The sequence below is a fragment of the Nocardia vaccinii NBRC 15922 genome (assembly GCF_001613305.1).
GTDB classification, from domain to species: Bacteria; Actinomycetota; Actinomycetes; order Mycobacteriales; family Mycobacteriaceae; genus Nocardia; species Nocardia vaccinii.
This window is the reverse complement of sequence record NZ_BDCC01000009.1, coordinates 550,779-575,326: the sequence shown is the minus strand read 5'-3', so window position 1 is coordinate 575,326 and position 24,548 is coordinate 550,779. Positions and strand designations below refer to the sequence as shown.

Genomic DNA, 24,548 nt, shown 5'->3' with positions numbered 1-24,548 from the left:
TCAGTTGCAAGCATTACGGTGGTGGTTCCCATGACCGCTCGGGACCTTCGCGATCGTCGCGAGTCGGTGGATCTCGCGCTGGCGGTGCCGCTGAGCGGACCCGCGGGAATGTTCGGGCCGTCCTGCGAGGCGTCCGCCGAGCTCGCGATCGAGGACATCAATGCCCGTGGCGGCATTCTGGATCGGCCGGTGCGCCTGCATCCGATCGACGCCGCCGGGTCGTTGCCCGCACTGGCCGCCCGCGTCGACGGGATGATCGGCGAGGGGCTGATCGACGGGATCGTCGGCTGGCATCTGTCGAATGCGCGCAAGGTGATCACTCCGCAGACGTCCGGTCGAATTCCCTACGTCTACACCACATTCTACGAGGGTGGTGAGGATTCCGACGGTGTGTACATGGTGGGCGAGACCCCCGATCAGCAGTTGTTCCCCGCACTGCGGTGGATGCGCGCCGAGTTCGGTATCAGGCGCTGGTGCATCGTCGGCAACGACTATATCTGGCCTCGCGAAACAACCAGGGCGACAGTAGATTTCAGTGCCGAGACGGATATCGAGGTGGTCGGTGCGGCGTTCGTGCCGCTCGGCGGGCGCGATTTCGGCGCCGCGCTCGAACTCATCGGATCGTCCACGGCGCAGGGCGTGCTGCTGTTCCTGGTCGGTGCCGATTGCGCCGCGTTCAACCGGGCGTTCGCCGCGGCCGGCCTCGATGAGCGCCTGGTCCGGCTCGGCATGATGATCGGAGAGGATGTCCTCTACGCCGGTGGCGCCGAAAGCACCCGTGGATTGTTCACCGCCAGCGGGTATTTCGAGAGCATGGTCACCCAGGAGGGGATGGACTTCGGGGCCCGGTACACCGACCGCTTCGGGGCGCTCGCCCCCGCGTTGAACAACATCGGTGAATCCTGTTACGAGGGATTGCTGTTGTTCGCGTCGCTGGCCGAACAGGCCGGCAGCCTGAATCTCCGGGCGATCGAGCGCACCGCCTCGGCCGCCGTGTATCACGGACCACGCGGCGAGGTCCGGGTGCGGGGTGTCCACACCAGTCAGCCGGTCTATCTCGCTGGAGCCGATCGGCTGGACTTCACCGTTCACGCCGAACTGAATTCGTGACCACCGCCCCGGCTGGTGCCGAACCATGTTCGGCCCCAGCCGGTTTCGTGGAGAGGGTCAATCGCGTACGGGCAGGGCCTGCAAGCCGAGGTCGTCGGCCGCCACGGTGTCGGTATAGGACGGCGACTGACACTGCTCCCCGCAATTCTTGGTGAGTGTGCACGTCAGCGAGGAGACCGCTCCCGCGTGGAAGGGGCAGTCGTGCACCATATCCGGCAGTTCGTAGCGCTTGCCGTCCACGACATCGAGCAGGGTCTGGCCGGCCCACAACGGTTCCTTCTCGATCTCCTCGCGCAGCGGATTCGGCCGTGCCAGATAGTATTTGCCGCGCGTGAGTACGGCGATGACCGGCGTCAGCACGACCGCGACGGCCAGTGCCAGATACGGTGACCAGGCCTGCAGCATCGCGCCGAACGCGCCGAAGTACGCGAGGATGGACAGCACGGACCCGGCGAGCATCGATCCGAATCCGACCGGATTGATCGGATAAAGGTAGGCCCGCTTGAACTCGATGTACGGCGGGCTGATCTTCAATATCCCCTTGTTTATCACCAGGTCGGCCACGATCGCGCCCACCCAGGCGATCGCGACGTTGGAGTAGAACCCCAGAATGGTGTTGAGCACGGTGAACATGTTGCCCAGCATCAGAGCCAGCGCGATCGCGATGTGCAGGGCCAGCCACACCACCCGGCCGGGATGGATGTGCAGCACCCGGCTGAAGAAGTTCGACCAGGACAGCGATCCGGAATACGCGTTGGTCACGTTGATCTTGATCTGCGACAGCAGCACCATGATGGTCGCGATGGCCAGAGCCAGCGCGTGGCTGTGCAGCAGCGCGCCGTAGCCGCCGAGGAACTGCTCGATCGGCTCGGTGGCCCGGGTGAAGCCCACCTGTTCCGCGACGTAGAAGGCGAGGAAGGCGCCGCACAGCTGCTTGGCGGCGCCCAGGATCACCCATCCCGGACCGGCCGCCAGTACCGCGGACCACCAACGCAGCGCGGGCGTCTCCGACTTTTCCGGCATGAACCGCAAGTAGTCGACCTGCTCTCCGATCTGGGCAATCAGCGACAGCGCGACTCCGGCGCCCGCACCCACGCCGATCGCCGTGACCCGCGCACTGCCGCCGTTACCGGCCCACGACAGGAAGCCGTTGAATCCGGACGGATCGGCGACCGCGATCATCACCAACGGCGCGGCGAACAGGATCAGCCACAACGGCTGCGTCCACACCTGGAACTTGGCCAACGCCGACATCCCGTACAGCACCAGCGGAATGATCAGCAGAGAGCCGATGACATAGCCGAGCGGAAGCGGAATGTGAAACGCCAGCTTCATCGCCTGCGCCATGATGGATCCCTCGAGGGCGAAGAAGATGAAGCAGAAGCTCGCATAGATGAGGCTGGTCAGCGTGGACCCGAAGTAACCGAATCCCGCGCCGCGGGTGAGCAGGTCCATGTCCAGGTTGTACTTGGCGGCGTAATAGGCGATCGGGATGCCGGTCAGGAAGATCGTCACGGCGGCCACCAGGATCGCGATCACGGCACTGGACGAACCGTGCGTCACCGCGATCGATGCTCCGATGGAATAGTCGGCCAGGTAGGCGATGCCGCCGAGCGCGGTGACCGCGCATGCCAGCGGGCTCCAGCGGCGGAAGGACTTCGGTGCGTACCGCAGCGAATAGTCCTCGATGTCATCGCGAGCGGCCCAGTCTTGGAATCGGCGCCACCGGGACGGTGTCGCGGCCGAGGGGGGTTGTGTCGTCATGATGTCGTTCTCCTCGCAGTCGAGGCCGTCGGGCTGCACGGGCTCGGTGAGAACTGACGCTAGAGAAAATGCTTTCATATGACTATAACTCATATGAAAGTTAATGATCCGGAAACCGTCGGGCGGTCTCGTAACGGCGGCTTAACGTATTGGTTTCACATAAGCGAAAGAGCGGGCCTTCGATTGGAGCCGGACGAAACAAGCTCAAATAAAAGTAATGCCCCAGGCATCGCCTCGGGCGGTCGGAGGTCCTGCCCGATGCCCAACTACGAGTTCACCTGTGCCGCGTGCGGCGGGTTCGTATGCCGCTACGCCATGGCAGATGTGCCCGATGCCACGCCGTGCCCGGTGTGCCGGCGACCGGCTCGGCGGCGCATCTCCGGCGGCTCCCTGCTGCGCTCCGGTTCAACGGCCACGCGATTGCACGACGTCACCGCGCGCACCGCGCACGAGCCGCCGATCGTGGCTGCGCCACCCGCGCGGCGCGGCCCGCGGGTCACGCGAAACCCCTTGCACCGCACACTTCCCCGCCCCTGACGTCGAAGAGAGATCGCCATGCCCGAGTTACTGTTCCCTTTGGACTCGTCCAAGAAGTTCACCGATCAGATGTTCGTCGGCCACAACCGGTGGCATCCCGACATCCCGGCCGTGGCCACCGTTCGTCCCGGCGACGAGTTCCGGGTGCACGTACGCGAATGGTTCGACGGCGCCATCCACAACGATGATTCGGCGGATGACGTGCGCAACGCCCCGCTCAGCACGGTGCACTGCCTGTCCGGGCCGTTCGCCGTCGAGGGCGCCGAGCCCGGCGATCTGCTGATCGTGGACATCCTCGACATCGGCCCCATTCCGCAGGAGGAAGTCGGCCCGTTGGCGGGGCAGGGCTGGGGATACACCGGGATCTTCGCCACCGACAACGGCGGCGGATTTCTCACCGAGCACTTTCCCGACGCCTATAAAGCGATCTGGGACTTCAGCGGGCACACCACGACCTCCCGGCACGTCCCGAGAGTGAAGTTCACCGGAATCATGCACCCGGGTCTGATGGGTACCGCGCCGTCGGCCGATCTATTGCGCACCTGGAACACTCGCGAGGCGGCGCTGATCGCCACCGACCCCGAGCGAGTACCGCCGCTGGCGTTGCCGCCGGAACCCCGCGATGCGATTCTCGGCACGCTGACCGGTCCCGACTTCGACCGTATCGCCGCCGAGGCGGCGCGCACCGCCCCGCCCCGCGAGAACGGCGGCAATCAGGACATCAAGAACCTCACGCGCGGCAGCCGGGTGTTCTATCCCGTCTTCGTGGACGGCGCGAAACTGTCCGTGGGCGATCTGCACTTCTCCCAGGGCGACGGGGAGATCACCTTCTGCGGCGCCATCGAGATGGGCGGGTTCATCGACCTGCGGGTCGATGTGATCAAGAACGGCATGCAGCTGTACGGCGTGACCGAGAACGCGGTATTCCTCCCTGGCAACGAGGGTCCGGTCTACTCCGAGTGGCTGGCCTTCTCGGGCACCTCGGTCACCCTCGACGGTGAACAGCGGTACCTGGACTCGCAACTGGCATTCGAACGCGCGTGCCTGCATGCCATCGATTACCTCACCAAGTTCGGCTACAGCCGCGAACAGGCTTATCTGCTGCTCGGCGCGGCACCCATCGAGGGACGCTTCTCCGGCGTTGTCGATATCCCGAATTCCTGTGCCACCGTGTACATTCCGACCGCCATTTTCGACTTTCCGCTGGCCCCGTCCGCGTCCGGGCCGGTGCGGATCGACCCCGGCATCGGAGCGCCCCGAACCACCCGGTAGCCGGGTCGGCATGTCCCGATGCCGGTCGGGATCATGCCGGTCGTGGGTGTCGTCAGGGGCGCACCGCGCCGACCTGCCGGGGGCGATGCCGCCGAGTCGACCACTGATGAGGGGCGGCTCGGCGGCGCGGTCTCTCCCGTCGGTTCAGCTCGCGGAGGCGGTGGCCAGCTCGCGTTCGCGCTTGGCGGCCTCGCGGGCGAGCATGCGGTCGCGCTGCTCCTCGAACTTGGTCACATCCTTGGACAACTTGTCCAGGAAGATCGCCAGGCGGTCGCGGGTCTGCTCGCCGCGCGCGGTGAAGTCGTCGCGCTCGAAGATCCGCCACTTCTTCAGCACCGGCTGGACGACCTCCTCGAGGTGCTGACGCAGGTCGTAGATGCCGTGCTTGGCCATCAACACGCCATTGCGGCGGAAGTTGGGCATGCCCGCGCCGGGCATCTGGAAGTTCTCCAGGATCAGCGCGACGGCGTCCAGGGCCTGGTCGGGCGCCAGATCCAGCGCCGCACCGCACATGTTGCGGTAGAAGATCATGTGCAGGTTCTCGTCGGCGGCGATGCGCTGCAGCATGCGGTCGGCGATCGGGTCCTCGCAGACCTTGCCGGTGTTGCGGTGTGACACACGGGTCGCCAGCTCCTGGAAGGTCACGTAGGCGACCGAGTGCAGGAATCCGGCGTCGACCTCTGCGGGAGAAGCGAATCCGTTGGTCATGTGGATCATTCGCGCCTGCTCCAGGGCGACGGGGTCGACGCCGCGGGTGACCACGAGGTAGTCGCGGATGGCGATGCCGTGCCGGTTCTCCTCGGCGGTCCAGCGGCCGACCCAGGTGCCCCAGGCGCCGTCCTGGGAGAAGTTCTCGGCGATCTCGCGGTGGTAGGAGGGGAGGTTGTCCTCGGTGAGCAGATTGGTGATCATCGCGGCCTTGGCGACCTCGTTGAGCTTCGACTGCTCCGGTTCCCAGTCGACGCCGCCCATCGCCGCGAAGTTGCGGCCTTCGTCCCACGGCACGTAGTCGTGCGGGTGCCACTCCTTGGCCATGGAGAGGTGGCGGTTGACGTTTTCTTCGGCAACCGGCTCCAACTCCGTGAGCAGCTCGAGTTGAGTCAGATCCCTTGCCATACTTGAACCCTTCGGTCTTGTCCTGCCATCGTGCTCGTCGCCCCCACTAGTCCCAAGGCCTCACGGCTCGGCACTGCGGCCCATACCTTACGGCACCGTAGGTGTGATGCGAAACGCATCGGACGTGGATTGCCATCAGGTGATGGAACCCTCTGGTCCCCGATTGTGAGCTGGCACAATGCGGGAGCCGACCGGTCCGAGTGTAAGCGGAGTGCAGCCGTCGTGGGGTTCATCGTCCCGGGGGGCGGTCCCGTTAGCGCGCGATTGCCGGCACGTGCCTGCGGGCCGCCGGACGAGACGCCCGGCGATGCTCGCCCAGGTCCGCATACGAAGCGCGGATCAACCGCATAATCGCTCCGACGGTGGATCCGGCGCGGCCGCAGTGCATCTCGTCACAGGTGCGGCAAGTCCGCCGGAACATGTGCTCCGGCGGACCCGAGTGCCCCCACCAGGGCTCGAACCTGGGACCTGCGGATTAAAAGTCCGTAGCTCTACCAACTGAGCTATAGGGGCGCGGGTGGCAAGTCTAATGCGCGGCTCGCGGAAGTGGTAACCGGTATCCGTTCGGGGTGTCGGAGCGGGTGATCCGCCCTGGTCGGAGCGGTTGCCGACGGACTCCGGACCGGTGCGCTCGAATCTCCGGCAGCGCCGCGGCGCCCGGCGGGGTCGCCGAGCGGCTCCGCCGGGTTGCTCGCGCGGTCCGGACCCGCGCTCGGGCGCGTTCGGGATGCGGGGTAATCCCATTGGCTTCCAATTTGTTTCAGCGGAGAAGTGTGTAAATATCAACCAATCGCGGTGCGTGGCAAGGAAATTGGTACTGGAGGTGTGAGTGTCGAGGAATCGGCCCGACAGGCGGCCCGCCGGCGGGGTGGCGCGTCCGGCCGGAGGTGGTTCGCGACGGCCGGGGCGTGGCGGTGGCGAACTATGCTGTGGGATGGTGGAATTCGCGAAAGGAACTTCGCGAGGTATTGGTAACCGAAGATTTGCCGCAAACTTCGGAAAGTGGATTTCGCGAACTGACTTTCCGGTAGCCGCTCCGGTCGACATCGATACGGAGTACGGTGACCTGTCGGTGAATTCCGAAAGAACCGAGTGTGCCCGGTGGGAGGGGATTCCGCCCATGGTTGATGTGCCCGCTTGCGTCGCGACCGGTCCGGCCGTTCGCGGGGCCCTGGAGATTCCGTCGCAGGAGGCAGATCCGAGAGCAGCAGTACGCCCGGGTGCGCACCCCCTGCGGCGCACCCGGGCTCGGAGAACAATACCAGCCGGTGTGTTTCAGGTTTTCCCGCGACTTTTCGTACTCAGAGTTTGAAAAACCGGGCCGTGGCCCGAATCTCGGTATTAAAAAAATCTCATAACTCGCATCGAGGACTGTTCCCAATGGGGGTCCTGCGGCGGTAAGTAGCTTCGGAGGCGTTTCGAGCATGGCACGGCAGCAAGAGCGGGCCCGCCGGACTCGCGCGGCGATCATCAGGTCGGCCGCGGTGGAATTCGGGAAAAGCGGCTATGCCGCTGCATCGTTGAACCGCATTCTGGAAGGGTCTCGCGCGACCAAGGGCGCGATGTACTTCCACTTCGACTCCAAGGAGGATCTGGCGCGCGCGGTACTGGACGCCGCGGTCGAGCGGTATCGGGCCAGCATCGAACGATGGCTCGGCAGAACCGATCTCGGTCCCCTCGACATCTTGCGGGGGATGCTCGACGAGGTCGCGTTGCGGCTGGACAGCGACATCATCATCCAGGCGGAGTTCCGGCTGATCATCGAACCGGAGTTCCATCGCGACGTTCAAGCCGGCGGTGGGCGCATCCTCGGCCGCGCCATCCGGATGCTGGCGGCACGCGCGATCGATCAGAAGCAGCTGCGTCCGGACGCCGATCCGGACAAGTTCGCCCGCACCCTCACCGCGGCGCTGGCGGGGCAGCGCTACGTCACCGACATGGTCGGCGGGCCGGTCGATATGCGCATGCGGTTCACCGAGGCGCTGGAGATCATCGTCGAGGGGATGGGCACGCGCGAGTGGCTCGAGGAGTTCCGGGTGGTCGGCTGGCGGGCCAGTGCGCGCCCGGACGATCTCAATGTCGGGTCGGTGAGTCTCTGACCAGCCGATTTGGGTTTCTCGCCGGAGCTGTCATAAGCTATCCCAGCTCCCAACGGAAGCCGTTGAGGTACGGACCGGAGAGATCCGGCGGGCCCCCTTCGTCTAGCGGCCTAGGACGCCGCCCTTTCAAGGCGGTAGCGCGGGTTCGAATCCCGTAGGGGGTACGACGGTGGCAACACCGTTGAGAGCAGAGCAAGGCCCTGTGGCGCAGTTGGTTAGCGCGCCGCCCTGTCACGGCGGAGGTCGCGGGTTCGAGTCCCGTCAGGGTCGCAAGACTGTATAGGCATTCACGTCGGGTGCCCCGGCCAGGTAGCTCAGTTGGTACGAGCGTCCGCCTGAAAAGCGGAAGGTCGCCGGTTCGATCCCGGCCCTGGCCACACAGACCGCCTCTCCGATACGTCAGCGTGTCGCGGGAGTGCGGTCATTTTTCATGTGGGGCCGGGCGGTTCCCATCGGATCACCTTTGGGCATACCCGACGAGTTACCCGTGTTCTTGCGAGATCGGTTGTCGCGGTCGGTTGGGCTTCGCCCCTTGCCCCGAGTATCCGGCGGTATCGGCGGACCGAGTAACGGTCGGGTCGGCGGTAATTCATTGTCGGGTGTGGCAACGAATTGTGTTCTTGCTGGTTGTCCGGGATTCAAGGAATTGTTGTTGTGTCATTTATTTCTCGGCGAGTGCCGGTGAGGTTTTCATTCCGGATGATTCGTCGTGTGGGATTCCGCATAACGGATGATGTTCGGAGAGTGGGAAGTGCGGGCCCGGTTGTCGCGGGGTGCGGGCGTCGGTGAGGTTGATGGATGGGATCATCGGTGCATGGCTGACTCCGAATCGGATTGGTACTACTGCCTGAAACATCGTCGGGCCGAGCAGAGCAAACGGTGCTGGTTCGCCGATCGGATGGGGCCCTATCCGGATCGGGCGACGGCGGAGCGGGCGCTGGAGATCGTGCGGGCTCGCAATGCCCGCGAGGATTCCCGCGACGAGGGGTGAGGGGCCGGACTACACGGTGCGGGGGTGGGAAGCCGATGAGCTACGGTCAGGGGTGTACACACGCGCGCGTGAACGAGCGGGAGGCTGACCCTTGAAGGTGACCGTTGTGGTGCCGACCTATAACGAGCGGGACAACCTGCCCGTGGCGGTGGAGCGGCTGACCTCGCTGCCTGTTTCTGACCTGCATATTCTCGTTGTCGACGATAACTCGCCGGACGGTACCGGTGAGCTCGCGGACAAACTCGCCGTCGAGCAGCCCGAGACGGTGGGCGTGCTGCATCGGACCGAGAAGGACGGGCTGGGGCGCGCGTACATCGCGGGTATCACACGGGCGCTGGACGAGGGGGCCGAGGTCGTCATCCAGATGGACGCGGATTTGTCGCATCCGGCCGAGGTCATTCCGGCCATGCTCGACAAGCTCGAGACCTCCGGCGCGGGTGTGGTGCTCGGATCACGGTACGTTCCGGGCGGTTCGACCGCCGAGGAGTGGAAGTGGTACCGCAAGGCGCTCTCGGCGTGGGCCAACTTCTACGTGAACCTGATCCTGCGGCTGGGCGTGAAGGACGCCACGGCCGGCTTCAAGGCGTGGCACGCCGATACCCTGCGTGCGATCGACGTCGCCTCGATCCGCAGCAATGGATACTCCTTCCAGGTCGAGATGAACTACCGGACCATCAAGAAGGGCATCGCCATCGCCGAGGTGCCGATCCGGTTCGAGGAGCGCACCAAGGGCGCGTCCAAGATGAGCCTGAAGGTGCAGCTGGAGTCGGCGGCGATGCCGTGGAAGCTGCTGTTCGGGCGGCAGGTCTAAGGTCCGGCCAGGCCCCGGACCGGGTGCACGTGCCGCTCGTCCGGTACGGGCCAGTCCAGCAGGGTCGTGACGAACAGTTGCCGCACCCGCTCGACCTCGGCGCTCATATCGGCGGGATTCCAGTCGCTCACCTCGATCGGCGGCAGGACCGCCACATCCACCGCGCCACCGCGCACGATCGCCGAATTACGCCAGGCGATTTCACCGGCATTGCGGATCACCACCGGAATGACCGGCACTCCCGCCTGTGCGGCGATATGGAATGCGCCCTTCTTGAACGGACCCACTCGCGGCGTCAGTGAACGGGTGCCTTCCGGGGCGATGACAATCGACAACCCGGTCCGCAGCGTTTCGACCACGGGTGCCAATGCCGCGCGTGTGCCGGAGGCATCGGAACGATCGATGAAAGTAGCCCCCGCGAATCGCAACAGTGGACCGAACACCGGATTGCTGGTCACTTCTTTCTTCACGATTCCAGTAAAGCCCGCACCGAGCACCGCGGCCAGAACGACCATGTCGAATTGACTCTGATGATTGAATACGAATACCGCGGGCCGGGGGGCGTGCGCGTATTCGGCGCCGGTGATCCGCATGCGTACGCCCGTCGCGCCCAGGGTGCCGCTCGCGGCGTGGGTGATCATCGAATCGACCATCCGCCGTCGATCCCGGGTGGCCGCGGCGGTCGCCACACCGGCCATCGCGCCGCCCAGCAGTGCCGCGAAACCTGCTGCGGTGCGGGCGATATCGCGTGCGCCGGCCGCATCACGGGGCCGGAAGCACAGCACCGGCCAGTCCTGTTCGACCGCCCGCATCTCCATGCGCGGGCCCGGATTCACCGCCGTCGGATGGGCGACGAGGTCGAGCAGGGGGATGTCGGGAGCGGCGTCGGCGTAGGCGTAGCCGCGGGCGAGATCCAGATCGTGCTCGGCCGCGAAACGTCGTACGGCATCGGCCTTACCGTTGCGCCACAGTGGTTTTCCCTCCACATGTCCGGTGAGTACGCCCTCGCTCACGGTCATTCGGGTGGCCAGGACGTTCGGGACGCCCAATTCCGTTGCGGCGGGTAGTACCTGGAAGGTGGACAGACAGGAGGCCAGCACCAGCGTGTGCCCGGCGGCCTCGTGCGCGCGGATCAGTTGCCACGCCTCGGGATACAGATGGGCGTGGATGGTGTCGCGGAACAGTCGCGCGCCCAGATCGGCGAGTTCGGACTCGGGGTGTCCGGCCCACAGATGCATCGCTCGTTGCAGGAACCGCTCGTATTCGCCCTCCGCGCGGGACCCGCGGATGGTGTTCACCAGCGAGGCGGTCAGATCGGCGCGGCTGCCCCGGCGCAGGAGCCGCTGAACCGTCGAGTCGGGGGTGAAGCCGTGCACGACGGTGCCGCCGAAATCGAAGACGGCCGGGATTCGCGGCCCCTGCGGTCCGGAGCGTACGGCCGCGATCGCCTGGTCGAGCGTGCGCGTCGCGACGGAATCCGTTGTGTCCGAGACGCTCATGGTCCCTCCGTGTGACTCGAGGGGTCCAGGGCCGCCGCGCGGGAGATGCGTGCCCCGATGACGCGCAGTTCGTCAGCGAAAGCCCTTCTGCGGGCACGGAGATCGGCGGCGTCCGGATCGAGTAGTCCGTGATTGTCGGCGAGTTTCACCGCGGTGGCGAACAATTCCGAGGATACCGACTCCGGACTGTGCAGGCGCTGCTGCAACAGCATCTGGCGGCCGACCGCGAGACATTCGTCGATGAACTGTTTGCGGTCCAGGGGCTCGGGGTCCCGGGCCGCCAGACGTTCGGCGACGACCAATTGGGCGTCGAAGAACGACCGCAGCACGCGGTGCGCCATGATGAATCCGGACTCGGTGAAGACGGCCAGGACATCGGCCCCGACCGTGCCGTCGGCCGTGCGATCGCGCCAACTCGGATCGGCCAGAAGCATTTCCGAGGTCATCTCGGCGGCGAATTCGGTGCGTTCGGGGAAGAAGAATTCGAATTTCAACAGGTCGCGCAGCCGGTAGGCCGATTCCCATCCGGCATCGAGCTGTTCGCCCTCCGGGGCTTCGACCGCGGCCAGGACGGACAACTCCAGGATGGCGCGGTTCACGAACCAGTGCACGGCGCTGTTGCGATAGAACGCCGCCTCGAGGTAGGCGCCGGTCTGGATCGAGTACACCGGCTCCACACCGCCGCGATAGACGGTCACCACGCGGGCGAGGGAGAGTTGTTCGAGCACTGCGGCCAGGCCCGAATCGTCGTCCACCGTGTCGATTTCGCCGCTGGGCAGTCCGCGTCGACGGATGTAGTCGCGCACCGGCTCGAGCGCCATGCGGACCTCGCCGAGGGTCAGCGCGCGCTCGTGCACGCCGAGCAGGACGAGGGTGACCAGGGCGTTGACGGTGATCGGGGTCACCGCGTTGATGCCGACGGCCACCTCGAAGGCCAACAGCTGCACGGCCTTTCGCTCCTGCGTGCCGACCTCCGCGGGATTCGGGCCGGCGGCGGTGGCGGGCAGCAGCGGATCGCCGTACGCGGCCAGGCGTTCCCGGGCGGACAGCGGTGCGCCGAAGCGGATGTACACGTTCCCGGCCGAATGCTGTTGATTGCGGATGTAGCGCGCCAGCCAGGGCAGGCCCTCGGGCTTCTTGACGCCCCCCGCCTGTTCGCTGGCGATCGCGCCGAGTTCGTTGAGCCGCTCGTAGGTGATCGATACCGGGACCAGCATCACATCGTCGATCCGGCGCGAACGGATGGCCGCGGCAAGATAATTCAGCAGTCCGTAGCGCGGCGGGCGGAGCTTTCCGGTCCTGGTGCGCCCGCCCTCGAAGTACCACTCCAGATTGAACCGCTTGGCCAGCAGGTAGGCGAAGTACTCCTCGACCACCGCCTTGTACACCTCGTCGTCGCCGAAACTGCGGCGGATGAACACCGCCCCGGTGCGCCGGGCGATCGGGCCCATCGGCCAGAACCGCAGATTCGCGCCGCCGATCACATGATTGGGCGGAAAGTCGTTGCGGGCCAGCGCATCACCGAGGACGAACGCGTCGACGTAGGACCGGTGCGAGGGCAGGAACACCAGCGGATAGCCCTGATTGATCCGGCGCAGCTCGGCCAGACCGGACCGGTCGTAGTCGACCTTCCAGGCCGAGGCGTGTACCGGTCGCATGGCCTGGGTGAACAGGTCCGAGACCAGACGACTCTGTGCCGCAACGAGTTCCCGCAATGCCTTCTCCGCGCGACGGTACACCTCGCGCGGGCTCGCCCCGATGTCGTCGGCGATGACGTCCAGGCGGCGCAGGAATGCGGGGGAGTCCAGAATCTCCTCCGCGACCAGGCGCGGCACCTTGTAGCGATCGCCGATGACGGCGCGTTCGGCGCGTTCGAGCGCGACGATCCCGGCCCGGACGATGGCGCGGGCGAACGGATCCGCGGATCCGGCCGTGGCCGGATTGTTCGCCCGCAGTTCGCTCAGGCGGGCGGGCTGCCCGGTGAGCACGAGGTGCCGATCGGGCGCCTTGTGCACCAGGCGCCGTTGTAGCAGCCGGTGTGGCCTGCGGGGATTGCTGAGCGTGGCCAGATCGGCGAAGCTCGTGCGGCGCACGCCGTCTCGCTCCGGCGGCAGCCACAGCACCCGGATCGGCACCACCAGGGGGTCGTCCCGGCGGCCGACCAGTCGCAGGGCCACCGTCTCGGCATCCAGGTCGAGCTGGGTGATCGGGGCGTCTACGCCGAACTCCGCGTCGATACCGCCCTCGGCCAGCCAGCCGCCGATCAGTTCGCGTTCCACCGGAGAACCGGCGTCCACGAGGGCGACCACCGACTGCGGCGCTCCGCCCGGTGCGGGCGGCGCCGGAACGTCGGGGCGGTGATCGATCATGGCGGGGACCTCCTGTATGTGGTGCAATCCCCATTGAAGCCCCGTCGATGCCTTTCCCGCAGGAGGTTCGCGAGGAGTCTTCGCCCGTTCGATCGCCCGGGACGACACCGGCGCCGAACAGTCGCAGCGAACCGGAAGCAATCCGACGCGGTCCGTGCTTGTCTTGCCGCGGAGACGCGTGACGGGTGCGGGGAGCGAGTATCCGGCGCGGAGGTCGTGCGTGAGACTCCGGGCGGTGTGAGGCGGAGACGATCGGACGCGGTTCGTGGCTCGCCTCGCCGGTCCGGCACGTGGCGAGTGCGAGTTGTCCGGCGCGGGGTCCGGGTGCCGAGACTCTGACGGGCGTGGCCGGCCGCAGTGCGGCGGAGTCGATCCCGCTCGGTTCGTGGTCCGTCTCCCTTATCGGACGCGCGGAGGCGGCTGTGGAACCGCACCGGTGTTCGCAGTGGGGCCCACCCCAATTGGTCAGGTAATGCTAACCTCACTTTTAGATTAGGTAAGCGTAACCTTGGAGGTTCGGTGTCGACCACGGACGACCGCGTGCGGATCGGATATGAAGAGGGTGCGGGGGCGATGATCACCGCGGATCGCGGCGGTGCCGGGAAATTCGATGCGGCCGCGGCGGTGGCCGCGCTGGCGGCCTGTGATCGATTCGGCGAGTACGTGATGTACGAACGTCCGGGCGCGTGGGTGTTCGCTGCCGATCCGATCGGCAGCGTCGAACTCGACGCGTCCGAGCTGCGGATCGGTTGGGACGGAAGCGATTCGGCACAGCCGTGGCGAGGCCGCCCGGCGAATGTGATCGACCGGGCGCTGGCGGGTCTGCCACTGGCCGGGCGTAACGCCTACGGCTGGATCGGATTCGAGTTCTGCGCATGGGCGTTGGAGGCGACCGACCACCTGTCCGAGCGCACCCCGCTGGCGCATCTGATGATTCCGCGCATCGAGGTTCGCATCGATGCCGACGGTGTGCGAGTTTGCGGCGCGACGGATTCCGAGAACGCCGAGATCCGAGAGTTGATCGAGGCGGCGCAGGAGACCGCGTTGCCCCGGGCGCATCCGGTCGATATCTCCGCCGATCCGACCGGTTATCGAGACCGGGTGGGCCGGGCGGTCGACGAGATCCGTGGCGGTCGCTACCAGAAGGTGATCCTGTCCCGCCGGGTCGAACTGCCGTTCCCGGTGGACGTGCCCGCCAGCTATCGGCTGGGCCGGGTGCACAACACCCCGGCGCGGTCGTTCCTGTTGCGACTGGGCGGGCTCGAGGCGGCGGGATACAGCCCGGAGCTGGTGGTCTCCGTGGACAGGGATCGCGTGGTGACCACCGAACCGCTGGCTGGGACAAGGGCATTCGGCCGCGGCGCGGAGGCCGACGCGGCCGCGCGCGCCGAGTTGGTGGCCGATCCGAAGGAGATCGTCGAACACGCGATCTCGGTGCAGACCTCCTTCACCGAGATCGCCGCGGTCGCCGCGCCGGACACCACCGTCGTCTCGGATTTCATGGCGGTGCGTGAGCGCGGCAGCGTGCAGCATCTCGCCTCGACGGTGCGCGGTCGCCTGGATATCGGCCGAAGCCCCTGGGAGGCGCTGGAAATGCTCTTCCCCTCGGTGACCGCCTCGGGAATTCCCAAGCGCGACGGCGTCGACGCGGTGTTCCGGCTCGACCACGACGCGCGCGGACTGTATTCCGGTGCGGTGGTCGCGGTTTCGAGCACCGGCGCACTCGAGGCGACGCTCGTGCTGCGCGCGGTCTACCAGACCCCCGACGGCGCCTGGCTGCGCGCCGGAGCCGGGATCGTCTCCCAGTCCACTCCCGCAAGAGAATTCGAGGAGACCTGCGAGAAACTCGGTAGCATCGCCCCGTACTTGGTCAGGGCGTGATCGCCGCCGCGGCCGCACCGCGAATGCGGCCTCGGCGGCTGCTCACAACGAGGTGCGCAGGGCCTTCTTGTCGATCTTGCCGACCGCGGTCAGCGGCAGACTCGTCGAGAAGTGCAGCAGGTCCGGATGTTTGAACACCGCCAGGCCGCGGTCGGTGAGGAACTCCTTGACCTCGGCAAGGGTCGGGGCGTCGCCCGAGGTGACCAGGACGACGCAGACCTTCTCGCCCAGTGCCGGATCGGGCAGGCCGACCGCGGCAGCGTGCCGGATGGCGGGGTGGGCGAGCAGATGTTCCTCGAGTTCGTCGCAGGAGACGTTCTCCCCGCCCCGATTGATCACATCCTTGATCCGGCCGGACACGACGAGATGTCCGCTCGGCAGCCGGCGCACCAGATCCCCGCTGCGGTAGTAGCCGTCCGGGGTGAAGGAACGGGAATCGTGTTCCGGCGCGCGGTAGTAGCCGCGCAACGTGTAGGGCCCGCGGGTCAGCAGTTCACCTTCCCCGCCGGGCGGGACGTCGTTTCCGGCGGCATCGACGACACGGATCTCGTCACCGGGGGACAGCGGGCGGCCCTGGGTGGTGCAGGCGATGTCCTCGGAATCGTCCAGGCGAGTGAAGTTGATCAGGCCCTCCGCCATGCCGAACACCTGCTGTACGGCCGCGCCCAGCGCGGGCCGCACCGTGCGGGCGTTCGCCTCGGCGAGTTTGGCCCCGCCGACCTGCAGCAGCCGCAGCGAGGACAGATCGGCGCCCTCCCATTCGGTTGCGGCACACCATAATTGCGCCAGCGGCGGGACGACCGAGGTCACCGTCACTCGATGACGTTCGATGGCGGCGAAGGCGCATTCCGGGCTCGGGTCGGTCAGCAGGGCGATCGCCCCGCCGGTCGCGACCGTGCCCAGGATGCCGGGGCACGACAACGGAAAGTTGTGCGCGGCGGGCAGAGTCGCGAGATAGACGTCCTGCGGGCCGAATTCGCAGATCTCGGCGCTGGCTCGTGCGTTGTACCCGTAGTCGTCGTGAGTGCGGGCGATGAGTTTGGGCAGACCGGTCGTTCCACCGGAGACCAGCAGCACCGCAATGGCCGAGGAAGCCACCTCGGGAAGGGAAACCCCCTCGCGGGGAAGCGAATTCAGTGCTGTGAACGGACCCGGATCGCCGACGACGAACACCTGTCGCAGTGCGGGCACCCGGGCCCGCACCTGTGCCGCGAGTTCGCGATGGTCGAAATCGCCCACTCGATCGGCGGTGAGATACGCCACCGCACCGGACAATTCGGCCAGATGCCCGATCTCCGCACATCGATGCGCGGGCAGGGTCAGCACCGGTATCGCTCCGGCGTGCAGCAGGCCGAACAGCGTCACCACGAATTCCGGGACGTTCGGCAACTGCACGAGCACCCGGTCGCCGGGCTCGATGCCGGTGGCGAGGAAGCCGTGCGCCATCCGGTCGGCCTCGGCGTCGAGTTCGCGATAGCTGCGCGTTTGGGCTTCGTGCAACAGCGCCGGGCGATCCGGCCACCGCTGGGCCGATTCGCGGAGCAATTCACCCAGCGTTCGCCCGTTCCAGTACCCGGCCGCGCGATACGCCTCGGCGAATTCGGCGGGGATGGGGGTGAATCCGTCGTGTGCCGTCGATGTCGATGTCACGGGTCCTGCCTCACGGTCACGATGCAACCCGGGTGCCGGTTACCCAGGTTAGGAAACCCTATCTCATCGGCGGCCTGGATGTGCCGTCCGACTGTTGTGGGTCGGGACGCGCCCGGCCTGGGCTCTAGACTCTGGGGCGTGAGTGATTGGGATATTGCCGACATCCCCGATCAGAGCGACCGGACGTTCATCGTCACCGGCGCCAACAGCGGGCTGGGCGCGGTCACCGCGCGAGCGCTGGTCGGCGCGGGCGGCCGAGTGGTCATGGCCTGTCGCGACGAGGTGAAGGCGCGGGCGGTCGCGGACACCATCGGCGAGCGGGCGCAGGTGCGCCGCCTCGACCTGGCCGATCTGGATTCGGTGCGTGAATTCGCCGATTCCGTCGATACCGCCGACGTGCTGATCAACAACGCGGGCGTGATGGCGCTGCCATTGCGGCGCACCGCGCAGGGTTTCGAAATGCAGTTCGGCACAAACCATCTCGGTCATTTCGCGCTCACCGGGCTGCTGTTGGACAAGATCTCCGAGCGGATCGTCACCGTGTCGAGCGGTGCGCATCTGATCGGGCGGATCGATCTGCCCGATCTGAACTGGGAGCACCGCAGGTATCAGCGCTGGAAGGCGTACGGGCAGGCCAAACTGGCCAATCTGATGTTCGCCCGCGAGTTGCAGCGCCGCCTGAGCGTGCACGGCTCGTCGAAGATCTCCGTCGCCGCTCATCCCGGATATGCCGCGACCGATCTGCAGTTCCACACCGAGTCCCTGGTCAGCGTGCTCATGCCGCTGGGCAACCGGATCCTGGCGCAGAGTGCGGAGATGGGCGCCCTGCCCAGCCTCTACGCGGCCACCGCCGAGGTCGAACCCGGTGGTTACTACGGTCCGACGCGCCTGGGCGGCATGCGTGGACACCCGGGCCCCAGCACCTCCTCGGCCGCGTCGAAGGACGAGGTCACCTCCCGCCGCCTGTGGGACCTGTCCGAACAGCTGACGAAGGTCACCTACCACTTCGGCTGACGGGTGAGGCAGGTCACTTTCGGGGCTGTCACACTGCGGCGGGCTGTCGCGTCTTCTCTGTGTAGCGCCGCCGATGCGGCGGGAACAGCGAGAGTGAGGACACGACCATGGAAGCTCGCCTGAACGCATTCGAAATCGAGGTCGTCTCGAAGGCCATCAAGCGGCTGGGCGCCGTCGGGCAGGTGCTCGACCAGTCGACGTTGCCCAAGCGCACCCAGGAATTGGTGAAGTTGCGTGCCAGCCAGATCAACGGCTGCGGTTTCTGCACCGATATGCACGCCAAGGACGCGGTGGCGGACGGGGAGAGCTGGGTGCGGCTCAACCTGGTCGCGGCCTGGCGGGAGGCCACCGTGTTCACCGAGGCCGAGCGGGCCGCGTTGGCGCTCGCCGAGGAGGGCACCCGGATCGCCGACGCGCAGACCGGCGTCAGCGACGAGGTCTGGGAGCAGGTGCGCAAGCACTACGACGACGAGCAGACCGGCGCATTGATCGCGGTCATCGCGGTGATCAACGCGTACAACCGGTTCAATGTGATCGCGCAGACGCCCGCGGGCGGGTACGAGCCCGGCATGTTCGGCTGAGATCCGGCGAAAAGGAGCCCGGCGCAGGATCTTCCGATCCCGGCCGGGTTCGCCCGCGTCGGTGCGGTTACCGCGGCAAGATCGTCACCCGCCGCCTTCCGGAGGGCGGCGAAGCGCCGCTGCCATCTCCTCGGTCACTCCGCTCGCTCTACTGGCGCCCCGCGAGCCGGCCCGGATCGGATGGGTGCAAGCTCGGCTCGGACATCATGGCAAGTTCGCAGTTCGGAGGGGTCTGCCCGTACTCACCCGCGGAGGCCGAGCCGGCTCGGCGGCGCACCGGGAGAGGTACTGGCCGACGCTGGTCGCGACCGTGCTGTGCTAGTGTCTGCGACGTGCAGCGCGTGTATTTCTGGTTTATCTCCCCGGCCCCGGGTGGGCCGGTCGGTGAACCGCGCTGACCCAACCACCCCGAGCCGGACTACCGGCTCGACGGGTATTTCCTCTCGGTGGGCCGGATCTACAGATCAGGAACCCACACGATGACAACCGCAGCCGATGCCGCCGCGAACCCCCTCGCCGATCTGGACGATCGCCGCACCCTGAGCGTGAGCCCGTTGCTCTCGCCGGCCGACGTGCGGCGCGCGCATCCGATCGATGACGCCCTCGCCGACGTCGTCCGGGCGGGCCGCAAGGCCACCGTCGATGTGCTCAACGGCGCCGACGACCGACTGATGGTCGTGGTCGGGCCGTGTTCGGTGCACGATCCGGAGGCCGCGATGGACTACGCGCGGCGACTGGCCGCCAAGGCCGCGGAACTGTCCGATCGGTTGCACGTGGTGATGCGGGTCTACTTCGAGAAGCCGCGCACCACCCTCGGCTGGAAGGGGCTGATCAACGATCCGCATCTGGACGGGTCGTTCGACGTCAATACCGGTCTGGGACTGGGACGTCGGCTGCTGGTCGACATCACCGCGCTCGGGCTGCCGGTCGCCTGCGAATTCCTCGATCCGATCACCCCGCAGTACATCGCCGATCTGGTCTCCTACGGCGCGATCGGCGCGCGCACCGCGGCCAGCCAGGTGCATCGCCAGCTGTCCAGTGCGCTGTCCATGCCGGTCGGCATCAAAAACGGCACCGACGGTGATGTGCAGGTGGCCGTGGACGGTGTGCGTGCGGCCGGGGCCAGCCACGTCTTCCCGGGGACCGATCTGGACGGCCGTTCCGCGCTGATCCGCACGTCCGGAAATCCGGACTGCCACGTCATCCTGCGCGGGGGCAGCAACGGCACCAACTACGACGCCGCCTCCGTCGCCGAAGCGTGCCTGCGGCTGGAGAAGGCGCAGTTGCCCCAGCGCGTCGTGGTCGATGCCAGCCACGGCAACAGCAACAAGGATCACAACCGCCAGGTCGACGTCGTCACCGATATCGCCGAACGTCTCGCCGCGGGCGACCGCCGCGTCGTCGGCCTGATGATGGAGAGCTTCCTCGTCGCGGGCCGCCAGGACCTGACCCTCGGCCACGCCCCGGACCTCACCTACGGCCGATCGATCACCGACGCCTGCCTCGATTGGGATACCACCGCAACACAATTGGACCGCCTGGGTACCGCTGTCGCCGCCGCGCGACCTTAGCGTGTCGGGTGCCCCGGGGCTTGCGCTTCGGGTCGGCGGCCGGGTGCGCCGCGGCTTTCGGGCGTACCCGGTGAGTTACCCATCTGATCGCGAAATCAGTTGTCGCACAGAACTTTCCAGCGTTCCAGAGTATGATTCGTGGCGTCGGAGTTCGGCTCCGGCGGCATGCGGCGCAGCTTCGGCGGGAAGTTCGTGTGCGTAATTCCTGCTGCTGCGGCGGAGCGTTCGGGGTGGGCTCGTGATCGATGGGGTTGTCGTCGGCCCGGGTAGCGGGGGACGTGCCGTACCTGTGGTTGCCGGTTGTCCGGCTGGAGGCCAGTGGGTTCGGATTGGACCGCGACAGTAGCAGGTCGAGCGGGCCAATATAAGGGCATGATCGGGATGACTGCGGTGGTCGGGGTTGTGGTGGCTGCGCTCGGATTGGTGCTGACGCCGGGGCCGAACATGATGTATCTGGTGTCGCGGACGGTGTCGCAGGGGCGACGGGCCGGACTGGTGTCGCTGGGCGGGGTCGCGGTGGGATTTCTGTGCTATCTGACGGCCGCGGCCGCGGGGATCACGACGATCTTCGCGGTGGTGCCGGAGTTGTATGTGGCGGTGAAACTGGCGGGAGCGCTGTATCTCGGGTGGTTGGCGTGGAAGACGTTGCGGCCCGGGGGAATATCGGCGTTCGCGCCCAGTGCGCTACCGGCGGATTCGGCGCGGCGGCTGTTCGGCATGGGACTGCTGACCAACCTGCTGAATCCGAAGATCGCGATCATGTACATGGCGCTGATCCCACAGTTCGTGGAGCCCGCGCACGGCCGGATCTGGCTGCAGAGCCTGTGCCTGGGCGGTCTCCAGATCGTCGTCGCGCTGAGCGTGAACGGCCTGATCGTCCTGGGCGCGGGAGCCATCGCGGGATTCCTCGGCGAACGCCCCGCCTGGCTGCGGATTCAGCGCTGGGTCACCGGAACCCTGCTCGGCACCATCGCGGTCCTGCTCGCCTCCGACCGAACCCGTCCCCTCGCGGCCGTTTCCTGACCGGCTAGCGCGGCGCGCCGAGGCGACGGACGGCTTCGGCGATGGTGTCCTCCTTCTTGCAGAAGGTGAAGCGCACCATTCGATTCCAGGAGCCGGCGTCATCGGCGAAGGCGGACAGCGGGACCGCGACCACGCCGAGGCGTTCGGGTAGCTCGCGGCAGAAGGTCATGGCGTCGGCCGGGCTGAGCGGGGTGATGTCGGCGCAGACGAAATAGGTTCCGTCACTGCGCTTGACGCCGAATCCGGCTTCGGCGAGCGCCCGGGACAGGCGAAGGCGCTTGTCCGCCAGATTGTCTCGCAACTTCGCCACCCAGGGCCGTTCATGTTCCAGGGCATGTGCGACCGCCGGCTGGAACGGGCCGCCGCCGACGAAGGTGAGGAATTGTTTTGCCGCCAGCACGCCGTCCAGCAGTGGCGCAGGAGCGCACGCCCAGCCGATCTTCCAGCCTGTGACGCTGAAAGTTTTTGCGGCACTGGAGATCACGACGGTGCGCTGATACATTCCGGGCAGCGTGGAGATGCTGATGTGCTCGTGTCCGTCGAAGGTGAGATGTTCGTACACCTCGTCGGTCACCACGATGAGGTCGTGTTCGTGGGCCAGCTCGGCGATGGCCAGCAGATCCGCGCGGCCCAGCACCGTCCCGGTCGGATTGTGAGGCGAATTCAGCAGCAGTACACGGGTTTTCGCGGTGATCGCGGCCCGCAGGCTGTCCAGGTCGAGAGCGAAGCCGTCGCCGTCGGGCACCAGCCGGGCGGTGCGGCGGGTGGCCCCGGCCAACGCGACCGCCGCGGCGTAGGAGTCGTAATACGGCTCGATCAGCACAACTTCCTCGCCGGGCTCGACCAGCCCGAGCACCGCGGCGCTGATGGCCTCGGTGGCCCCGACCGTGACCAGGATCTCACTGTCGGGGTCGTAGCCGGTGCCGTACCGCTCGGCGCGATCCCGCGCGATCGCCTGCCGCAGGGCCGGCACCCCGCGACCGGGCGGGTACTGATTGAACCCCTCGGCGATGGCCCGCTCGGCCACCTCGAGCATGGCCGCCGGACCGTCCGAATCCGGAAACCCCTGCCCCAGATTGATCGCGCCGTGCCGCACCGCCAGTTCGGTCATCTCGGCGAAGATCGTCGAGGCGAACGGACGCAGGCGGGCGACGGTCGGCGGGTTCTGCATGGTCACAAGGTAGCGCGTGTGAGGTGGAGCCCCAGCGGTCACCGGCGGCCCGGTACCGCCCGACGGCTGGTCCGGGCAGGTGATCCGCGGCCGCCGGCCCGGCTCTGTGAGCGACGCCACTGCGGCTGCGGCGACCGAGCGCGCAGGATCAGGGAAGACAGCCCGGGCGGGCGGTGTTCAAAGGAAGAGATGGGTACGCGGCCCAGGTGTGGTCGGATATGTCCGCCGAACGCGGTTCGTCAACCGCTCGAGCAGGTGCATCGCGTGCTCAGCCCCGGTGGCGGCGGCCGTGTCGGTCCCATCGGCAACAATGGACCCCGGCCCGCGAACCGCAGGAGGCGCCGTGACAGACGGACCACTCATCGTTCAGAGCGACAAGACCCTCTTGCTCGAGGTAGAGCACGAGCAGGCCGATGCCGCCCGTCAGGCGATCGCGCCGTTCGCCGAACTCGAGCGCGCGCCCGAACATGTGCACACCTACCGGGTCACCCCGCTGGCGCTCTGGAACGCGCGCGCGGCCGGGCACGATGCCGAGCAGGTCGTCGACGCGCTGGTGAAGTACTCCCGGTACGCGGTGCCGCAGCCGCTGCTGGTGGATGTCGTGGACACCATGGCGCGGTACGGGCGGCTGCAGCTGATGAAACATCCCGCGCACGGGCTGGTGCTGGTCAGCCTCGATCGCGCCGTGCTGGAAGAGGTGTTGCGGCACAAGAAGATCCAGCCCATGCTGGGTGCCCGCATCGATGACGACACGGTGCAGGTGCACCCGTCCGAGCGCGGGCGGATCAAACAGATGCTGCTCAAGGTCGGCTGGCCCGCCGAGGATCTGGCCGGATACGTCGACGGTGAGGCGCACCAGATCGATCTGGACTTCGATACCCACGCCTGGCACCTGCGCGATTACCAGGAACTGGCCGCGGATTCGTTCTGGGCCGGCGGTTCGGGTGTGGTGGTGCTGCCGTGTGGTGCGGGTAAGACCATGGTCGGCGCGGCGGCGATGGCCAGGGCCAAGGCCACCACGCTGATCCTGGTGACCAATACGGTCGCGGGGCGGCAGTGGCGGCGCGAGCTGCTGGCACGCACCTCGCTCACCGCGGACGAGATCGGCGAATACTCCGGTGAACGCAAGGAGATCCGTCCCGTCACCATTGCGACGTACCAGGTCATCACGCGCAAGACCAAGGGCGAGTACCGGCATCTGGAACTGTTCGACAGCCGGGACTGGGGCCTGGTCATCTACGACGAGGTGCATCTGCTGCCCGCCCCGGTGTTCCGGATGACGGCCGATCTGCAATCGCGTCGCCGCCTCGGCCTCACCGCGACGCTGGTCCGCGAGGACGGCCGCGAGGGTGATGTGTTCTCGCTGATCGGCCCGAAACGGTACGACGCGCCGTGGAAGGATATCGAGGCGCAGGGCTGGATCGCCCCGGCCGAGTGTGTCGAGGTGCGGGTGACGCTCACCGACGCCGAACGCATGGCGTACGCCACCGCCGAACCGGAGGAGCGCTACAAGCTGTGTTCCACCGCGCGCACCAAACTCCCCGTGGTCGAGTCGATTCTCGCGCGGCACAAGGATGCTCCGAGCCTGGTCATCGGCGCGTATCTGGAGCAGCTGGACGAACTGGGTGAACATCTGAACGCGCCGGTCATCCAGGGCTCGACCCGCACCAAGGAACGCGAGGCGCTGTTCGACGCGTTCCGCAACGGCGAAATTCCGGTGCTGGTGGTGAGCAAGGTCGCCAACTTCTCCATCGACCTGCCCGAAGCATCTGTGGCAGTACAGGTCTCGGGTACCTTCGGCTCCCGTCAGGAGGAGGCTCAGCGGTTGGGCCGGCTGCTGCGCCCGAAACACGACGGTGGGCAGGCGCACTTCTATTCGGTGGTGTCCCGCGACACGCTGGATGCAGAATATGCTGCGCACCGACAGCGTTTCTTGGCCGAACAGGGGTATGCCTACCGAATCACCGACGCCGACGACCTGCTGGGCCCCGCGATCGGTTAGACGACTCGAAAACCGGACGGAGGACCTGGCTATGGCTGAACGCCCGCCCGGCGCAGCAAGTACCGGCCCGTTCGATCCGGGCCAACC

18 protein-coding genes and 4 tRNA genes are annotated in these 24,548 nt (G+C 66.9%); 15 read left to right on the top strand and 7 right to left on the bottom strand.

The window, feature by feature from the left end:
• Positions 1-30: 30 nt before the first annotated feature.
• A complete protein-coding gene (locus tag NV1_RS07080) occupies positions 31-1,110 on the top strand; it encodes a substrate-binding domain-containing protein (RefSeq protein WP_067886587.1) in 1,080 nt (359 codons plus the stop codon).
• A gap of 57 nt (positions 1,111-1,167) precedes the next feature.
• Here the strand turns inward: NV1_RS07080 and NV1_RS07075 are convergent, their stop codons facing one another.
• Positions 1,168-2,874 carry a purine-cytosine permease family protein gene (locus NV1_RS07075; protein ID WP_067886832.1) on the bottom strand — a complete coding sequence of 569 codons (1,707 nt, stop codon included), beginning with the start codon at positions 2,872-2,874 and terminating at the stop codon, positions 1,168-1,170.
• A 258-nt stretch (positions 2,875-3,132) separates the two neighbouring features.
• Here NV1_RS07075 and NV1_RS07070 point away from each other — a divergent pair, with 258 nt between their 5' ends.
• Positions 3,133-3,411 (top strand): FmdB family zinc ribbon protein, encoded by a 279-nt coding sequence (locus NV1_RS07070; protein WP_067886586.1) that lies wholly within the window; start codon positions 3,133-3,135, stop codon positions 3,409-3,411.
• A gap of 18 nt (positions 3,412-3,429) precedes the next feature.
• Entirely contained in the window at positions 3,430-4,683 is a 1,254-nt protein-coding gene (gene fmdA, locus NV1_RS07065; RefSeq protein ID WP_067886584.1) for a formamidase, read from the top strand.
• A 144-nt stretch (positions 4,684-4,827) separates the two neighbouring features.
• Here fmdA and NV1_RS07060 read toward each other — a convergent pair whose 3' ends face one another.
• Both NV1_RS07060 and NV1_RS07055 read right to left on the bottom strand, forming a co-directional pair.
• Positions 4,828-5,799 (bottom strand): acyl-ACP desaturase, encoded by a 972-nt coding sequence (locus NV1_RS07060; protein WP_067886582.1) that lies wholly within the window; start codon positions 5,797-5,799, stop codon positions 4,828-4,830.
• Between the two features lie 440 nt (positions 5,800-6,239).
• Positions 6,240-6,312: transfer RNA gene (locus NV1_RS07055), tRNA-Lys, on the bottom strand.
• Between the two features lie 911 nt (positions 6,313-7,223).
• On the opposite strand from NV1_RS07055, the gene NV1_RS07050 reads away from it, so the two are divergent.
• The 6 genes from NV1_RS07050 (at position 7,224) to NV1_RS07030 (ending at position 9,700) form a co-directional block, all read left to right on the top strand.
• Positions 7,224-7,898, top strand: a complete 675-nt coding sequence (locus NV1_RS07050; protein ID WP_067886580.1) for a TetR family transcriptional regulator — start codon at positions 7,224-7,226, stop codon at positions 7,896-7,898.
• Between the two features lie 91 nt (positions 7,899-7,989).
• A tRNA-Glu gene (locus tag NV1_RS07045) sits at positions 7,990-8,062 on the top strand.
• A 32-nt stretch (positions 8,063-8,094) separates the two neighbouring features.
• Positions 8,095-8,168: transfer RNA gene (locus NV1_RS07040), tRNA-Asp, on the top strand.
• A 33-nt stretch (positions 8,169-8,201) separates the two neighbouring features.
• Positions 8,202-8,275 (top strand) — tRNA-Phe (locus NV1_RS07035).
• Between the two features lie 437 nt (positions 8,276-8,712).
• Entirely contained in the window at positions 8,713-8,889 is a 177-nt protein-coding gene (locus tag NV1_RS44470) for a hypothetical protein (RefSeq protein WP_169813296.1), read from the top strand.
• A gap of 109 nt (positions 8,890-8,998) precedes the next feature.
• Positions 8,999-9,700 carry a polyprenol monophosphomannose synthase gene (locus NV1_RS07030; protein WP_067886829.1) on the top strand — a complete coding sequence of 234 codons (702 nt, stop codon included), beginning with the start codon at positions 8,999-9,001 and terminating at the stop codon, positions 9,698-9,700.
• Here NV1_RS07030 and NV1_RS07025 read toward each other — a convergent pair.
• Positions 9,697-11,199: an HAD-IB family hydrolase gene (locus NV1_RS07025; RefSeq protein WP_067886578.1), complete on the bottom strand. Its 1,503-nt coding sequence runs from the start codon at positions 11,197-11,199 to the stop codon at positions 9,697-9,699. The genes NV1_RS07030 and NV1_RS07025 overlap by 4 nt on opposite strands.
• Positions 11,196-13,568, bottom strand: a complete 2,373-nt coding sequence (locus tag NV1_RS07020) for a glycerol-3-phosphate 1-O-acyltransferase (RefSeq protein WP_067886576.1) — start codon at positions 13,566-13,568, stop codon at positions 11,196-11,198. Before NV1_RS07020 ends, NV1_RS07025 begins: the two co-directional genes overlap by 4 nt.
• Before the next feature lie 519 nt (positions 13,569-14,087).
• Between NV1_RS07020 and NV1_RS07015 the strand changes: the two genes are divergently transcribed.
• A complete protein-coding gene (locus tag NV1_RS07015; RefSeq protein ID WP_067886574.1) occupies positions 14,088-15,449 on the top strand; it encodes a salicylate synthase in 1,362 nt (453 codons plus the stop codon).
• A gap of 42 nt (positions 15,450-15,491) precedes the next feature.
• Here the strand turns inward: NV1_RS07015 and NV1_RS07010 are convergent, their stop codons facing one another.
• On the bottom strand, positions 15,492-17,099 hold the full coding sequence (locus NV1_RS07010) for a (2,3-dihydroxybenzoyl)adenylate synthase (protein ID WP_067886573.1): 1,608 nt from the start codon (positions 17,097-17,099) through the stop codon (positions 15,492-15,494).
• 138 nt (positions 17,100-17,237) lie between these two features.
• Here NV1_RS07010 and NV1_RS07005 point away from each other — a divergent pair, with 138 nt between their 5' ends.
• The 4 genes from NV1_RS07005 (at position 17,238) to NV1_RS06990 (ending at position 21,288) form a co-directional block, all read left to right on the top strand.
• Positions 17,238-18,113, top strand: coding sequence for an oxidoreductase (locus NV1_RS07005; RefSeq protein ID WP_067886571.1), 876 nt, complete (start codon positions 17,238-17,240; stop codon positions 18,111-18,113).
• A 107-nt stretch (positions 18,114-18,220) separates the two neighbouring features.
• On the top strand, positions 18,221-18,694 hold the full coding sequence (locus NV1_RS07000) for a carboxymuconolactone decarboxylase family protein (protein WP_067886569.1): 474 nt from the start codon (positions 18,221-18,223) through the stop codon (positions 18,692-18,694).
• A gap of 479 nt (positions 18,695-19,173) precedes the next feature.
• A complete protein-coding gene (locus NV1_RS06995) occupies positions 19,174-20,265 on the top strand; it encodes a 3-deoxy-7-phosphoheptulonate synthase (protein WP_067886567.1) in 1,092 nt (363 codons plus the stop codon).
• 372 nt (positions 20,266-20,637) lie between these two features.
• Positions 20,638-21,288, top strand: a complete 651-nt coding sequence (locus NV1_RS06990) for a LysE family translocator (protein ID WP_067886565.1) — start codon at positions 20,638-20,640, stop codon at positions 21,286-21,288.
• 4 nt (positions 21,289-21,292) lie between these two features.
• Here NV1_RS06990 and NV1_RS06985 read toward each other — a convergent pair whose 3' ends face one another.
• Positions 21,293-22,459: a pyridoxal phosphate-dependent aminotransferase gene (locus NV1_RS06985; protein ID WP_067886826.1), complete on the bottom strand. Its 1,167-nt coding sequence runs from the start codon at positions 22,457-22,459 to the stop codon at positions 21,293-21,295.
• A 343-nt stretch (positions 22,460-22,802) separates the two neighbouring features.
• On the opposite strand from NV1_RS06985, the gene NV1_RS06980 reads away from it, so the two are divergent.
• Entirely contained in the window at positions 22,803-24,461 is a 1,659-nt protein-coding gene (locus tag NV1_RS06980) for a DNA repair helicase XPB (protein WP_067886823.1), read from the top strand.
• Positions 24,462-24,548 lie beyond the last annotated feature (87 nt).